Origin of the sequence: Nocardia mikamii NBRC 108933 (assembly GCF_001613505.1) — a bacterium.
GTDB lineage: Bacteria > Actinomycetota > Actinomycetes > Mycobacteriales > Mycobacteriaceae > Nocardia > Nocardia mikamii.
Map to the genome: position 1 here is coordinate 1 of NZ_BDCM01000027.1, position 15,393 is coordinate 15,393.

11 protein-coding genes are annotated in these 15,393 nt (G+C 65.8%); 4 read left to right on the forward strand and 7 right to left on the reverse strand.

Annotated features, from left to right (window positions below):
• A partial coding sequence (locus NMI01S_RS35195; RefSeq protein ID WP_218021182.1) for a hypothetical protein occupies nt 1-1,951 on the forward strand: 1,951 nt, incomplete at its 5' end.
• Between the two features lie 40 nt (nt 1,952-1,991).
• Here the strand turns inward: NMI01S_RS35195 and NMI01S_RS32220 are convergent.
• The 7 genes from NMI01S_RS32220 to NMI01S_RS32250 all read right to left on the reverse strand — a co-directional run bounded on the left by NMI01S_RS32220 (nt 1,992) and on the right by NMI01S_RS32250 (nt 10,646).
• The gene (locus NMI01S_RS32220; RefSeq protein ID WP_218021184.1) at nt 1,992-2,180 is read right to left on the reverse strand and encodes a hypothetical protein; all 189 of its coding nucleotides are present in this window, start codon (nt 2,178-2,180) and stop codon (nt 1,992-1,994) included.
• A 355-nt stretch (nt 2,181-2,535) separates the two neighbouring features.
• Complete coding sequence (locus tag NMI01S_RS32230) at nt 2,536-3,714, reverse strand: tyrosine-type recombinase/integrase (RefSeq protein ID WP_146102189.1); 1,179 nt, start codon at nt 3,712-3,714, stop codon at nt 2,536-2,538.
• Nucleotides 3,715-3,858: 144 nt separating this feature from the next.
• Nucleotides 3,859-4,272, reverse strand: coding sequence for a helix-turn-helix transcriptional regulator (locus tag NMI01S_RS36465; RefSeq protein ID WP_084513439.1), 414 nt, complete (start codon nt 4,270-4,272; stop codon nt 3,859-3,861).
• A 310-nt stretch (nt 4,273-4,582) separates the two neighbouring features.
• On the reverse strand, nt 4,583-7,483 hold the full coding sequence (locus NMI01S_RS32235; RefSeq protein WP_084513440.1) for a PrgI family protein: 2,901 nt from the start codon (nt 7,481-7,483) through the stop codon (nt 4,583-4,585).
• Complete coding sequence (locus NMI01S_RS32240; protein ID WP_063002524.1) at nt 7,480-9,282, reverse strand: TrbL/VirB6 family protein; 1,803 nt, start codon at nt 9,280-9,282, stop codon at nt 7,480-7,482. Before NMI01S_RS32240 ends, NMI01S_RS32235 begins: the two co-directional genes overlap by 4 nt.
• Nucleotides 9,283-9,354: 72 nt before the next feature.
• Nucleotides 9,355-9,762, reverse strand: coding sequence for a pilin (locus tag NMI01S_RS32245; protein ID WP_218021186.1), 408 nt, complete (start codon nt 9,760-9,762; stop codon nt 9,355-9,357).
• A complete protein-coding gene (locus NMI01S_RS32250; protein ID WP_063002525.1) occupies nt 9,753-10,646 on the reverse strand; it encodes a sigma-70 RNA polymerase sigma factor region 4 domain-containing protein in 894 nt (297 codons plus the stop codon). The genes NMI01S_RS32245 and NMI01S_RS32250 overlap by 10 nt, the downstream gene beginning before the upstream one ends.
• A gap of 605 nt (nt 10,647-11,251) precedes the next feature.
• Here NMI01S_RS32250 and NMI01S_RS34520 point away from each other — a divergent pair.
• The 3 genes from NMI01S_RS34520 (at nt 11,252) to NMI01S_RS32265 (ending at nt 15,318) form a co-directional block, all read left to right on the forward strand.
• Nucleotides 11,252-11,785, forward strand: a complete 534-nt coding sequence (locus NMI01S_RS34520; RefSeq protein WP_218021188.1) for a hypothetical protein — start codon at nt 11,252-11,254, stop codon at nt 11,783-11,785.
• Nucleotides 11,786-11,866: 81 nt separating this feature from the next.
• Nucleotides 11,867-12,859 carry a TRM11 family SAM-dependent methyltransferase gene (locus tag NMI01S_RS32260; RefSeq protein ID WP_084513441.1) on the forward strand — a complete coding sequence of 331 codons (993 nt, stop codon included), beginning with the start codon at nt 11,867-11,869 and terminating at the stop codon, nt 12,857-12,859.
• Nucleotides 12,856-15,318 (forward strand): helicase HerA domain-containing protein, encoded by a 2,463-nt coding sequence (locus NMI01S_RS32265; RefSeq protein WP_063002527.1) that lies wholly within the window; start codon nt 12,856-12,858, stop codon nt 15,316-15,318. Before NMI01S_RS32260 ends, NMI01S_RS32265 begins: the two co-directional genes overlap by 4 nt.
• Nucleotides 15,319-15,393: the final 75 nt, after the last annotated feature.

A 15,393-nucleotide genomic window follows, 5' to 3' on the forward strand; every position in this document is an offset into this window, starting at 1 on the left:
TCTAGATGTAATGCGGAAGCTCGTTGAGCGCTTCTGGGAGGTCGACGACCCTTATGTTGTGCAGCGCGTTATGGCGATTGCATATGGCTCACTTCTCCGGAGCCCCAAGCCTCAAAACGAGCAAGCAGCACGATTGGCCGAATATATTCACCAGCAGGTATTTTCGCCGCCGGTTCGTGCTGACGAACTCATGCTTGACGCTGCGCGTGGAGTTGTCAAATGGGCGGTCCGGAAAGAGCTGTTGCCTGAAAGTTCATTAGATGCGCTGCAGCGCCCGCTGGGGATTGAGCTTCCAGGCCCCGCGCTGACGGAATCCGAGATCGAGGAAAAATACGGATGGAAGAAGGATCAGCTAGCGGATGAGTCGTATTCGCAAATTGTATTCTCTCTGACCGGCTTGAGCGATTTTGGACGCTACGTTGTCGAGCCGGGAGTAAGACACTTTTCGCGCCATAAAGTTGGTGAGGAGTATCCTTCAAACCCGCCTCGGGAACCTGTTTTTCAAGAGGACCGCTGGGTCGAATTCCATCAATCGCTAGGTGAGGATCAGGTAGCTCGCTTCGCTGATCGGCTCAGCGATCCGGAGCGTCTACACGACGATCTTACGGGCTTAAGTTTTCTTCTCTTGAGGGAAGAGGACCCGTTAACCGAAGAACAGCGTGGGCTGTTGGAGGCCGCGTTCGAATATCCAGCTCGCATAGATCATGAGTACCCAGGTGATGAGGCCAAGCGTTGGGTACTGGGTCGCGCCATCAGTCTTGGTTGGACGCCAGAGCTTTTCGGGGAATTCGACCGTCGGATCGTCAGCCGCGATCGTGGTCGCGAAGGGCATAAGGCGGAACGCTGGGGTAAGAAGTATCAGTGGATGGCCTACCACGAGCTCTTGGCGCGCGTGGCGGACAATTATCAGCCGTCGAAACGGTTCGATGAGGATGCCACCTATGATGGTCTTTATCAAATCGTCGGTGATCGTGAAATAGACCCAAGCCTGCCGCCGATTGACTTTCGAATTTTCAATGACCACGGAGGTAAGGGGGCCACGGCATGGGGTGTGTCTCCCGTCCAACTTGTGGACTGGCCAGCCAAACAGCTGAACTTCGATCGATACAAAGGAGACATATATAGCCTCTTAGACGACGTGGATTCAGAACCCTCTGCCAACGACGTCCTCTTCGTTCGAGACGCTGACGGTAAAGATTGGGTCGTTCTTGAATGCGAAATGAAGCAAGTCGACCCACTGGCTCACGAGGGTTGGCGTGGTTTGCAGCAAGACGTAGCGGTGGACTCCTTCCTTATCCGTGCCCAAGATGGCCGCAAATTTTCGACAGAAGCGGCAGAGCTAGGGTATCGATCGGTACTCGACGCCATCCGATCGAACCAACATATGAACTGTTGTTACGTTGCCGAAGTTGGCCGTGCCGGTTTACCGTGCGTGCACCGTCGAGCAGAACTTGAAGTTGCCGAGTTCACAAATTTGGACTTCAAAGTTGTTCCGACAACGGAAAGCTATGGTTGGGAAGGCGCAACCTACGACTGCTCCATTGGCGAGACTGCAAGTACGTCATTGCCATCAACATTCTTTCAGCAGGGATCAAATCTTCTGTTCGATATAGACGGCCCAAGCTGGCTTGATGCTGATCGTTCGCCAGTGTTTACATACTATCAGCGAGAAGGATCTCCTAATTACGCTTTTCTAGTACGGGCTAATTTCTTGCGCGAATTCCTCGCGAAGCATCATCTTCAACTTGTCACAGTCCGCTGGATGGACAGAAGTCAACTTGGCCTTGATGAGGACGATAAACTTTGCAGGCTGGAGACCAGTCATATCTCTCGTGTCACGAGCACACTGAACGTTTCCACCACTGAGATGACCCGAGAGGAATATCGAGATGGTATACGTCGTAGCAGTGAACGTGCGGCCACTGCCGCAGCATCCGAAAACGATGCCTGAGTATTTGTCTCAACCGCGGCGGTGAGATCTACCTCGCCGATCATGCGTTGCTTGTTCTCCTCACCACCGCGGCCCGCATCCTCACCCCTCGCCGAATCAGCGCCAACCGCACCGTGCCGGCGTCCGCTCCGAGCTTCGCTCCCACCTGCTTGAGCGTCAGCCCCTCCTCGTACAGATCGGCCGCCTGGTCGATTTGCTCCTCGCTCAATCCCTGCTGCCGCATCGTCACGCCCATCCCGTGCAGGTGCCTACTGACGGTCTGTCGCTGAATCGAGCACCTTCTCGGCAAGTTGGTAGACGGTCATCCCACGCAGATAGTCCCGCGCCAGCCCCGCCCTCTCCACATCCGACAGCTTTCGCATCCGCGCTCGCGGAGTCACCAATGGCCGATCGACGCCACCATCCGCCTCAGCCCTCGCCTCCGCCAGCAGGGCCGAAAGCGCCTGACCGGGGGTGATGAGATTGGAGTGAGACCTCACAAACCGCAACTTACTTCCCAGGTCAGACCCGGTATTCAGGCCGGGCCCCTCCCGCGCCAACCATCCGGACCAAAAATACACCAAGAATTCGGGCCCAAACTTCGATCAACTGGCCCGGCCCAGGCCCTCCTCCAGCACGGCCGACGAATCCGGCGCCCGCTCCGGCGATGCGATGTAGTGCCGTTCCGTGATGCCGTCCCGAGAATGCCCCAGCTGCTTCGCCGCCGTCTTCGAATCCGCCATCTCCGCGATCAAGGTAGCGACCGTCTTCCGGAACGTGTACTGAGTGACATCCTTGTATACCGTGCCACGCGCGGCGCGCCATGTGCGGTTGAAGTTGTGCGGATCGCGAAGTACCCCGCCACGGCCGGGGAACACGAGCGGCGTCTCGTCACTCACATCCACCACCGTGCCGCCTTCCTCACGGAGCACCTTCACCGCACACATCCGCCGGTACCGCGGATCGGCTTGCAGGCGCTTCAGCATGCGGACGGTGAAGTCGGGTAGGGCAACGACTCGATGCCCGGCGTCCGACTTGGCCCACTCCTGCCGGAACAGACCCTTACCGGCGAGTCGGACGACCGTTGCCGACACGGTGAAGGTTGCCGGTTCGGCCTCGAGATCGAACTGGTCCCACGACGCCGCCAATGCCTCCCCTGGACGCACACCTGAACCAAGGATCAGATCCGCTACATCCAGGACAATCCGGTCGCGCTTGGGGCCGTGCGTGTGAGCCGGGGTTCCTGGGATCTCCTTACCCGCCAGCCATTCCCGTAGCTGGGCCCGCAATCCATCCAACCGTTCCCGCTCTATAATCTGCGGCTTCGTCTTTCGCCTGCGTAGCCGTGAGGTATCACGTACTGGATTCTCGGGCAGGGCGCCGTATCGGACGGCCAGCCCCATGACGCCGGTCAAAATCACCTTGTGCATCCGGGCCTTCGACTTCAATCCCATAGCGGCAAGCGCCTGGATATGCTCGTCGAGTCGGCCCGTATCCGCTTCCCACACACGAAGATTGCCGAGAGAGGGACGCAGCTTGATCGCATCCTTCTTCGCTCGCTTGTCATCGCTGGCGTCGATCTCCCCCCTGTACCGGTCGTACGACTGTTGATCCACACCTTCGTCCCTTTCAACCTCATCGAGCCACATGTCCATCAGGACCGAAAGTCGTGTCTCCCGTGTCACTTTGCCGCGGCTTCGGCCCTTGTACTGCTTCTGACGGGCTGTGAGCTTTTTTCGCAGCGCGGTCTTGGCCTTGCTCTCTGTCGGCCCAATGGCATCCACGAGCCGTCCTTTGCCGTCATAGTCCCGGAACGTTGCCCAAGCCCTCCAACTGCCGTCCCGCTGCTCCTTGCTTCCGATATCGCCATAACTGCCCAGTTCAGTAGCTGGCCGTGGCACAAATTTCTCCTTTCTTTGAAGCTTCTTTTATGCGGCTTCGGGCTGTTCGTCGGTGTGCACGAGGTGTGCTTCGAGATAGGCGTCCAGGTCCTCGATTCGGTACATGCACGAGTTGCCGGACGGCTTCGAGTAGCGCGGGCCGCATCCCCGTGCGGCCCAGTTCGCAAGCGTGCGAGGATGCACTCCCATGTAGTCGCCAGCTTCGGCACGAGTGAGCCACCGTTTACACTCGGTGTCGCCGGAAGCACTCGCATCCACCGCGCTCGTGCCGCGGTCGGCGCCACGTTCTCCAGCCGTTCTCAGTTGCCTGGTCTGACTGCTCGGACCTGATTGGGGACGCAGTCCGCGACGGGGTCGCCGACGCGCGTTACCCGATTCACGTTGACTACTAAGGGCTGTCGACGAACCAGCAGAATTATCGAGATCGACTTCTCCGTTCATACCCGGCTCCCGAGATAGGTACTATTGATCTCCCGTACGTTCCACGACATGAAGACGCCTCCCTTCGATTCGTTTCCGCTAGAACTTACTTTGTTCATATCTTTTCCTGTCATACACGGATATCGTATATCGACGTACATTAATTCTTGCATTCTTTTCGACGCGTCGGCAGGATGTTAATTGCACTGAATATGATTCGACAACATTGCATACACTGGTTGATGCGAGTATTTTCCGAGCGGTTCCATTTCGTCGCCGGGCGATCCCGACACCCACAACAGCGCCGACGTGGGCGGGACAGCTCGCCCCATCAAAGGCGGGAATGTGGCTGTAGGGACGGCAGCACACGGAGACCGATGTCAACGTCGCCGCCCTCGTCATTGATAAATTCGAGTTCGCTCGGAGAAGTGGTGATCAAGGCGTGCTCGGTCGATGAGGCGAGAGAAGCAAACGCGGCACGGTCGGTGCCGCCGACTGCCAGGAGACCGGAGCCGCGCGCGGCGGTGAGAAGGAATTGCTGTTCGCCGTCGGAAAGTTTGAAGGCGTCAGCGACATCGTCGATGGCTTGGGGGGCTTGGCGCAGGAGAATCTGGGTTGCGGCGTTGGAGACGATCGCGCGCCCGAGTTCGGTGGATAGCACGTCGGCGCTGTCTTGGGTGGCGACAGTCAGGCCGGCCCAGTGTTTGCGGAAACTCTTGGCGGCCTTGAAGAGGAACTCGGCGCCGGCAGGTTGTCGCATGATCAGCCACGCTTCATCGACGGTAACCATGCGAGGGCGTCGCGCGGCTGGATCGGATACTCGCCGCCAAGTCGCGTCCAGGGCCAATAGTGTTCCGATGGTTTTGAGTTCGTCGGGCAGGTCACGCAGTGAGAACACGATCAGTCCCGCGTCGGGTTCGGTGGTGGTGGGGCCGTCCAGGATTCCCGCGTACGCGCCCCCGGTAACGAACGGATGCAGTCCGGCGGCCAGTTCACTCGCGGCGGCCGTGTCCAGAACGGTCAGGTGGTCGCGGAGTGTCCTCAGAGTGGGGGCGGGCCGAGTCCAGCTGGCGGGGTCATCGGTGATGCCGGCGGCGGCGTAAGCGGCCGTGAGTGCGGTATCCAGGACAGCACGCTGGGTTGCGGTCTGGTCGCCGAGCAGGATCTGAATAAGGGTGTGCAGAAACAGTTTCCGGCGGGTGAGGGCGTCGGAGGCGGCGGTGCGGTGGCCGTCGGGGCGGGTGCGGATGTCGAGGTCGAACGGGTTGAGCCGTACCCCGGGTGCGCCGAGGCGGATGTGGGTGCCGCCGACGGCGTCGGCCAGGCGCCGGTATTCGTCTTCGGGGTCGATTATCACTTGTTCGATGCCCCGGTACAGCGAGCGCAGGATCTCGGTTTTGGCGAGATAGGACTTTCCGGCGCCGGAGCGGCCGAGCACGACCATGTTGTGGTTGTGGGCCTCGGGGGCGAACCGGTCGACGAACACCAGCCCGGCGGCGGCGTCGCGCCCGTAGAGCGCCCCACGCGGCTGTGTAGCCGCGATCGGATCGGTGACCGGGAGCTGCGGGGAGTCGAAGGGAAACGCTGCGGCCAGGGCCGTGGTGTCGAAGGTGCGGTGTATCCGGATCAGGTCCAGCCCGAGCGGCAGGGTGGTGACCCAGCCTTGCGCGGCGCGGAAGCTCAACGGGCAGGTGTCCACCAGCAGGCTCGCGGCCAGGGCTCGCACCGCGGCGACCTCGTCGGCCAGCTCGGTCTCGGAGTCGGCGTGCACGCTCAGATAGACACCGACTCGGAACAGGCGGGCCTCGGCACGGGCCACCCGGGCCGAGAGTTCGGCGGCGTCTTCGACGGCGACGTCGACTTGCGGGTCGGGGGCCCGGCCGCGGCTGGTGTCGTGCAGGCGCGAGGATTCCAGGCGCGCGAGCTGTCGGCGCAGCCGTCCGGCGGCGGTGACCGGGTCGATCGGGTCGATGTGCACGGCGATGTCGAGGCGGCCGGGATGCGACAGCAGCGGTGTCAGCCAGCCGGAGGTGACCTCGCGTGGGAACCCGGTCACCGCCACAGTGGCCACCCAATCGGAGCCGACCTCGAGGTGCCGGGTCCGGATCGACAACGACTCGGGACCGAAAGTCAGCGTCTGCGAGCAGGATTCGTCGTCCTCGCCGATGCTGAGGCCGACGGTGCCGGTGTGCTCGGCGCCGGCGGTGGTGATGATCGTGCCGGGGCCGGCGATGTCGGCCGAGGACGCGACAAGGCTGCCGGGGTTGCAGCAGCTGCCGAGGATCGCGGTGGCTTGGATCTCATCCAGGGCGGTCACGATCACTCCGAGCGGGCCGAGCAAGTCGGTGGCCTCGCTGAGGCGGCGAACCAGCCGAGACTCCGCCGCGCGGCGCGCGGCATTCGAGGCGTGCCCGAGCAATCGCCGACGTCGCGGGATCAGCCGTGACAGCGCTGTCGATGGTGCGGGGGCGGTGGGTGTGTGGATCGGTTCGCGCCAGATCAACAGCACCTGATGCTGGATCAGGGTTTCGGTGGCGGCCAGGTCGGCGAGGTGATCGGCGTGGTCCCGCGCGGCGGCGGCCAGCTCGAGTGACATGTCGGCGGTGGCGGCGTCCAAACCGGCCAGGTGTGCGGTGAGGTCCAGTCGTGCGGAGCGGATGAGGATCTGGACGGGTTGGCGCAGCGTATGCAGCCAGCCGCTGAGCTGCGCGACGAGGCTCTCCTGCTCGGCCGGGGTCCGCAGCGCGAGGTTGAGGGTGCCAGCGGCGGCGACGACCGCGAGCCCATCGGCGCCGAGGTTCACCACGCCAACCCCGCTGCTGCTGGGGGTGATCGCGTGCGGCAGCCGCACGGCGTCGGTCGACAACGCGGACGGGACTGGTGGACGGGGCCCCCGCACCGCTTGGTCGGCGACCCATCGCGGCACTGCCGCGGCCCGTCCTGGGTCGCGCACGAGGTGGCGGGCTCGCAGCTGATGGGCGATCGCGGCAACCAGCAGCTGGTCGCCCGAAAGGCCGTCGCGGGTGGTCGATATCGCGACCGTGACCACGGTCGCGATCGGGGCTGCGGCGGCGAGGAATGCCAGCGGGGCGAGGGCGGTGCGGGTGGCCATCCACGTCAGATAGAGCAGCAGTGCGGTGGTGGCGAGGATGGCGAGCTGGCGCGCGGTGAATGGTCCGATCAACCGGTCGCGGCGCTCGACATCGGCAGGGATACGCACAGGTACGGTCATGACGACAGCTCTCCTCCGGGAGTACGGGGTCCGCGCCGACGAACCGGAAGGTCCGGCAGCGGAAGGTGCAGTTGCCGCCCCTCCGACCGCTTCACACCCGGTGTCAGCGGACGCGGGACGACGGGCGCGGGCGGCGCTGGACGCACCCGCGCCACCGGGATGGGCAGCGGGTACTGGCCGCTACGCAACGGGCGGACACGGCTGTAGGGGTCTTGGGCGGTGGGCGGATCGAAGTCGAGGGTTAACTGCGTGCCTCGACTGCCCCGGCCGGACGTGCGTTTCGCCGCCGGGGTTGTCGGTTCCGGTGCGGTGGCATGGCGCACTCTGGTCACCGGGATCGGTAGCGGGTACTGCCCGCCTCGTCCGGGACGGATCCCCCGATACGGGTCCGGCGACGCGGGCAGGTCGAAGTCGAAGGCCAACTGCTTGCCTCTGGGTGCATGGGTCGGCGGAGGCTTGGGAGTCGAGACAGCTTGTCCGCCAGCAGGGTTGGGTTGGCGTTTGACGCGGTGGACGTCTTCCAGGGGAAGCATCAGCTGCCCGTCGCGGGTGGCGCGCACGCGAGCGTAAGGGTCGGCCGGTCGGAGCGGCCGGCGCGCGGCCGCAGCCTTGGAAGCGGCGGTAGTGCGGGTGGGTTTGGCGTGCGGACCTTTGAGGGCGCCGAGGGTTTTGTAGGTGATGTAGCTGCGCACGATCGATCCGGCGAGGGTGCGGCCTTGGCCGATCCGCAGTACCGACAGCAGCCAGAACGGGGTTTTGACCAGGATCCCCATCAACCCGATGGCGACGATCTGGTCGACCATGCCCTGCGAGTTCGGGCCGAAGAACCCCCAGTCGCCCGGAGTCAGAAACACACGCAAAGAGGTGATAAGGACCAGTGACTGCACCACTTGGATTGCGAGGCAGGCGCCGAACGAGCGCCACCACCAGCGCGCGATCGACTCGAATCCGGGTAGGGCGTGACACATCAGTGCCAGCGGTGCTGCGATGACCAGCATGACGGTGATGGCGATGCGCACCACGTAGGACACCATCAGCACGACCAGGATCACCACGAGCGCGACCCCGAGCAGCAGCATGAAGATCCCGCCCGTCGGCCCGCTATCGGTCAACTGGCGCAAGGCCGCGGCGGCGGAGTCGGCGTCGACCCCGTTGCCCGACACCGCTTCGGCGAGCGCGTTGGCGAAGCGGATCGCTCCGGTCGCCAGCGCCATGCTCAACGCTCCGGCGACGAATCCGATCACCAGCCGTGGCGCCAGCTCTCGCCACGACCATCGTGTCTGCAGGGTCTCGCGCACCATCAACAGCACCCCGGCGCCCATGACGACAAGCACGTAGAGAGCGAGCACCAGTTGCCATGAGGAGTCCCACATTTGACGCACGTGCGGCAGGGCGGTCACGTCCGGTGTGGTGAGCAGGGTGTGCGACATCAGGTTCAGCAGCGGGTTCAGCGCCGAGGTCACCAGGCGGTGGAAGAACCCGTCGATCGCCTCGGCAACACATCCGGAGATATTGGTGACCCCGCAGTCGCCCTGGCTCGGGTAATCGTTCGGAGTCCCGGTGCCCGGATAAACCGGAGACGGTGGATCGACGGGAGTGCGTGGGTCGGGCGGGGGCTGCGGGTCCGGTGAGACGGGAGCCGACGGGGACGGTGGTGTCGTCGTGGGTGGTTCGGTGTGCCAGCGGGGCGCGGGTGACATCGTGACCGAAGGCTGCGCCGGGACGATCGAGGGCGGAGTGACCGGTGGCTGCGCGTGCGCAACGGCGGACGCGGTCAGACCTGCGGCCAGGGTCAGCATCGCGGTTGCGGCTTGTATCCTTCGCCACCGAGACGTCGGGGTCGCGGGCGGTGGTGTGGGGCCGGACATTGGTCAGGCTCCCACGATGGATTTGAGGACCGCGACGATGACCGGGGCCAGCATGGCCAGCGCGTAGCCGAGGCAGGCCGCGCGCAGGGCGGACTTGGATTTCTCGACCTCGGCCGGGTCCCCGGAGGCGATCACGTACCGGACGCCGGCGATGGTCAGGCAGACCGTCGCCACCGCGCTGGAGATACCGACCAGCCAGTTGCGGGCGTTGTCGATCACCTGATCCAGCGAGGACGCGATCGCCAGCAGGGAGACCGGCTGCGCCGAGGCCGGGCCTGCCGCCGCGACCGTCAGCAACGTCAGCGCGACGAGCACCACACACGCCGCCGCGCGGTGCCACCGCCGAGTTCGGCCATGACGCCCCACTGTCTCGACGGTGGAAAACGGTGTGGGGAATCGGTTCATGCGCATCGCCGCACCTCCTGCTGCCCGCCTTTCAGTGCGGTGCGGGTCGGGCCGCGTCCGCTGCTGGTGGATCGAACCTGAGCGGAGGAACCGGTCTGATGCCCCTTGCTGTCCGGTGCCGGGGCCGGGGACTCGATCCGCGTGGCCAGCCAGGGGCCGAGTTTGGTTTCGGCGCGCTGGCGTTGTTTGCGGACCTTCCAGTGCGACTGGGATCCCCCTAGCTGCTCGGCCACCGAGGTCATCGAGCGCCGCTCCCATCGAGTTGCCGCGATCAATTCCGCCGCTTCGGCCGTGATCACTCCCTCGGCGACCGCGTCGGCCAGCACCAGTTCCGGGTGGCCGTGGGGGGTCTGGGTGATGGTCGGGCACGCGTCGGCTGTATCGATGTCGAGGTCGATGGCCTGTGGTGCCACCGCCTGCTGTCGCGCCCAGGATCGTCCGACATGCACGGTCACCGACCACAGCCGAGACCACAGTCGCGGCGGCTCCAGGTCGATCTCCCGTACCTGCCGCAGGAACCCGGCAATGATCTCGGCTTCCGCGTCGTCGCGGTCGATGCTGCCGGGTGCGGCGAACCGGCCGGTGATTCCGGCCAGCATCGGCACCGCCAGTCCGGCACACGCCAGGCCCGCACGGCCCCCCGGTTGTCCCCACTCCAGGCGGGCACGTTGGATCAGCCAGCTCCAGACAGCGTCGACCGGCATCGCGGGGGCCCGTAATCGCTCACCTACGTCGCCCCACGTTCGGACCGCGACTCCGCGTGGCGGGGGCGGGCCCGCGGCCACCGGCTCTCCGGCGATGCGGTCGAACGCCGAGGACACCACCTCCAGCGGCGTCCTTTCAGCGGCCACTTTCCGGCACCGGAAATTGATGTGTTCCGAAATCGTCACCAGGAACTCCCTTGCTCGATGAACAACGAACAATGTCGTCCCGGAAAGGACAGCAGAACCGACTCTCCAAACCACCTCCAACCCACCTCGAAACAACCTCCGCACGGCCTCCAAACACCCTCCGGAACATCCCGCGCGGCCACACACGCTGCGCCGCGAACCGGGTTGTGTCTGCGCGACACCACCGAGCAACAGACGCATCTACCAGGCATTGTGATCGCGCGGAGGTGTTCTGGAGATGTTTCGGAGGGCGCCGAGACGCCCCTCGTATCGACCGGTAGAAAAATAATTCAGAAATTACTCGACAGCGGTCGCCGCATGAATTCGGCATGCCTACTACAGCGCTCGCAAATCAGGCTCAATCAGTGCTTGCCGGTACTTTTCCGGCTGGACGATGTCCAAAAACTGGGGGCTGCGTGGAATTTATTAAGTAGACACAGAATTTCTTCGCCCAGTTAGGAGCGCTCCGTATGACCGCGCAATCTTCGCAGCCATTTCCTCGCACCGGGTTCCCACGCGCCACAGCGGCTCGGACGGTGCCGTCGACCCTGTGGGCGGCGGGCACCGATCCGGTCGATCCCGATGATCGGTGGCCCGCTCCGATCGTGTCACGCGCTGTGACCGAGTTCTGCGCCCCTGGCGGCCGAGTGCTGCTGGTGCCGTGGCCCGCGCCTGCGACGCGCGGACCGCTGACCGTAATGGCGCCCGACACTGCCGCCGCGCTCACCGCGGTCGACAGGCTCGACCGGACCGCGCGGATCGAGTCCGGGGTTTCCGGCTCGGTCCGGGCGAACGAGCTTGTGTTGGCGAGTTTGCTCGTCCTGAATTCGGATCCGGTGGCTGCTGCTGACCGAGTCGTGGAGTTGGCCGATGCCCGGTTGAGCGAGGGCGGACTACTGGTCGTGCTCAGCCGCTGCCATCACAGCGACGACGGCGTCCTCTCGGATCCGGCCGGCGCGATCGTCGCCGCCGCCCAGGCCGCCGATCTGCTCTACCTCCAGCACATCATCGCCGCGCCCCTGCACGGCGACACCGTCACCGGCCCCGACGCGCCAGTCGCCCCCGCCAGGCACACGGTCGCGCACATCGATCTTCTCCTGTTTCTGAGGCCCGAGTCCGCCCCCGCCTTCCAGCGCTGATCACTGCTCGGCTCTGCCCTTCAGACACCCCGACTCGCCGCTCGTTCGCTCGCCTCGGCCTCTCTCGCAAAGGACACGCAAATGACTCTCGACCCGACCATCCGCCCCGCTGCCACCACCGGACACGGATCTTCTGTGTCGGTGTGGGCGACCGGTCAGGTCGCGCCCGCCGCCCAGCGCGTGCGCGGCCGGTATCACCCCGACAGCGTGAAACACCCGGCCAAGATGCTGCCCGCCATCGTGGCCCATGCCGTGCAGGCATACACCCGCCCCGGAGATCTGGTGCTGGATCCGATGTGCGGGATCGGCACCACACTCGTCGAATCCCTGCACCTGGGCCGCCGCGCGGTAGGGGTCGAGTACGAGGCGCGGTGGGCCGAGCTGGCCCGCACCAACCTGGCCTTGGCCCGCGACGCCGGAATCGAGCTCGACGCCGCCGTCCACCAAGGCGATGCCCGCAAACTACCCACTTTGCTGTCCGAACAGTTGCGGGGCCGGGTGGATCTGGTGATCACCTCCCCGCCCTACGGCGACTCCACCCACGGCCACGTCCGCGTGCGCGCCGGGGAAGGCGTCCACAAGACCGACCACCGCTACGGATCGGTCCTCGACCGCGGCAACCTCGCCAACGTCGGCCTGGGCCGGCTGCTGTCCGGATTCACCCGCATCCTCGCCGGGGCCGCGGAGTTCCTGGCTCCCGGTGGGCATGTGGTGATCACCGCACGGCCGTGGCGCCAGCACGCCGAGCTGGTCAACCTGCCCGCCCATCTGATCACCTGCGGCACCCTGGCCGGGCTCACCCCCGTCGAGCGGTGCGTCGCGCTGCTGGGGCGCCTGTCCGACGGAGAGCTTGTCGCCCGCAGCTCGTTCTTCCAGCGCGACTTCATCGTCAAACAACGCCGCGCGGGGCTGCCGATGCATCTGATAGCCCACGAAGACGTCATCGTCCTACAAAAACGCGACGACGCACGAAACAGGCTGTCCTGCAACGGTTTGCGCCGCGACCCCGCGCCTACATCACCGCTGCCGGTGATCGGCCAGGAAACCTTCGAGCAGTACCGGGACGCCGCATGAGCACACCGGTCACCACACACGGGTGGCTGACCCGATTGCTTCTCGCGCCCGGCGAGGCGCTGCACGATCTTGCCCACGTACTCGTGTCCCCGCTGGCTATCCCGGCGATCACCGCAGTGGCGGGGGTGCTCATGGTGGTGCGGGTGCTGGCAGGGGTGCGGCGGCGCCGGCTGGGTGCGGGGGCTCGCCGGATCACCGTGATGACTCCGCCGCAGGTCGACTCGAAGGCCGCGACCGCGGTCTGGTTGCACTTGACCGGGCAACTGCGGCCCGCCTGGCGGCGCAGCCTGTTCGGGCAGCCACATCTGGGATTGGAATACACGATCACACCCGAAGACGGGGCCGCGATCCGGTTCTGGGTCCCCGGCAGTGTCCCTCCGGGTCTGGTGGAGCGGGCGATCGCCTCGACCTGGCCCGGCGCGCACACCGACACCCAGGATTGCACCGAGCCACCGCTGCCTCGCCCTGCCGGGACGCGAAGGGTGCTGGCCGGTGGGCAGTTGCGGCTGGGGCGTCGCGAAGCACTTCCGATCCGCACCGACCACGCCGGCGACCTCGTCCGCGATCTGATCACCGCCGCCGATGATCTCGGTCCTGGTCAGGGCGCGTGCGTGCAGGTCCTTGCTCGCCCGGTCACCGGCCGCCGCGTCGCCCGCGCTACACGCTCCGACCGCACACGCGGTGGCCTGGCGATTGGGCTGGCGCGGGAGTTGCTCGACATCCTCACCCCCGGCAACTCTCGCTCCTCGCACGAAAGCAAGCCACCGTCGGACCAGCAGACCGCGATGGAATTCGCCTCTGCGGCGCGAGCCGCCGCAACGAAAGCACGTGGCCCGCACTGGGAAACCCTCATCCGCTACGCGGCATCGGTCCCCGTCGACGAACAGGCGGGTGTGGCCGAGGCGCGGCGGGTGGCGCGGGGCCGCGCCGACGCGCTGGCGACGGTGTTCGGGGCATGCGCCGATCACAACTACTACCAGCGGCGGCGCTGCTGGCGCCTCGCCCTCGCATTGGGTGAGCGGCGGCTCGGGCGTGGTGATGTGCTGTCGGTGCCCGAGCTGGCCACCTTCGCGCACTTGCCCACCGAGGAGGGCTTGCCCGGTCTGCAACGCGCCGGCGCTCGCGCGCTGGCGCCGGCACCGGAGATTCCGACCAGCGGCGAGCACACCAAACCCCTCGGCCTCGCCGACACCGCCAGCCGCCGCCCCGTCGCGGTCCGCATCGCCGACGCCCGCCACCACCTGCACATCCTCGGCCCCACCGGGGTCGGCAAATCGACCCTGCTGGCCCGAACGATCCTTGCCGACGCCGACGCCGAACGCGGCCTGATCGTCATCGACCCCAAAGGCGATCTCGTCACCGATGTGCTGTCGCGGCTCCCACGCCGCTACGCCGACCGAGTCGTGCTCTTCGACGCCGACTCCCCCGCCCCGCCCCCATGCATAAACCCTCTCGATATCAGCCAACACGGCCACGCGGGACTGGATCTCGCCGTGGACAACCTGGTGACCATTTTCCGGCGAGTGTTCTCCCAATGGTGGGGGCCGCGCACCGACGACGTCATGCGAGCCAGCCTGCTCACCCTGTGCGCCCAACCCGGCACCGCCACCCTCGAAGACCTGCCGCGCCTGCTCACCGAACCCGCCTTCCGCGCCCGCGTCACCCGCACGACCAGCGACCCGGTCCTGCGCGGATTCTGGGAAGGCTACGAACAACTCTCCGACGCCGCACGCGCCCAAGTCATCGGCCCACTACTGAACAAACTCCGTGCCTTCCTGTTGCGGCCGTTCGTGCGGGCCGCGATCGCCGCCGGCCCCTCCACCGTCGAGTTCGCCGACGTCCTCGACCACGGCGGAATCTGCCTCGCCCGCCTACCCAAAGGCTCCCTCGGAGAAGAGACCAGCCGCCTGGTCGGGTCCCTGCTGGTCGCCCGTACCTGGCAAGCCGCCACCGCCCGCGCCCGCCAACCCGCCAACGACCGCACCGACGCCGCCCTGGTCCTCGACGAAGCCCACAATTTCTTGAACCTGTCCACCCCGGTGGAAGACATGCTCGCCGAAGCCCGCGGCCTGCACCTGTCGCTGCTGCTCGCCCATCAGAACCTCGCCCAGCTCCCCCGCGATTTGCGCGACGGCATCTCCGCCAACGCCCGCAACAAGATCATCTTCGCCGTCTCACCCGACGACGCCCGCGAACTCGCCCGCCACACCAGCCCGTGGCTGTCCGAACACGACCTCACCCACCTCGACGCCTTCCACGCCGCCGCCCGCCTCCTCGTCCACGGCCAGCAAGCCCGCCCCTTCACCCTCACCACCGAACCACTGCCGCCACCCACGCCCGGCCGCGCGGCCCAGATCGCTGCCGCAGCCCGCGCTGGGCGCACTATCCGGCACGAACCGCGCGCGACCGGCGGCCCCTCGGAATCGTCGCCCGCCGGTGACGACGACACCTCCTCCTGATCCCATATCCAGCCAGCTCCGGCCGACGGCCAGACACACGATGCCGCCTGCCTGTGCTGTTTCCTGTTGCGCACG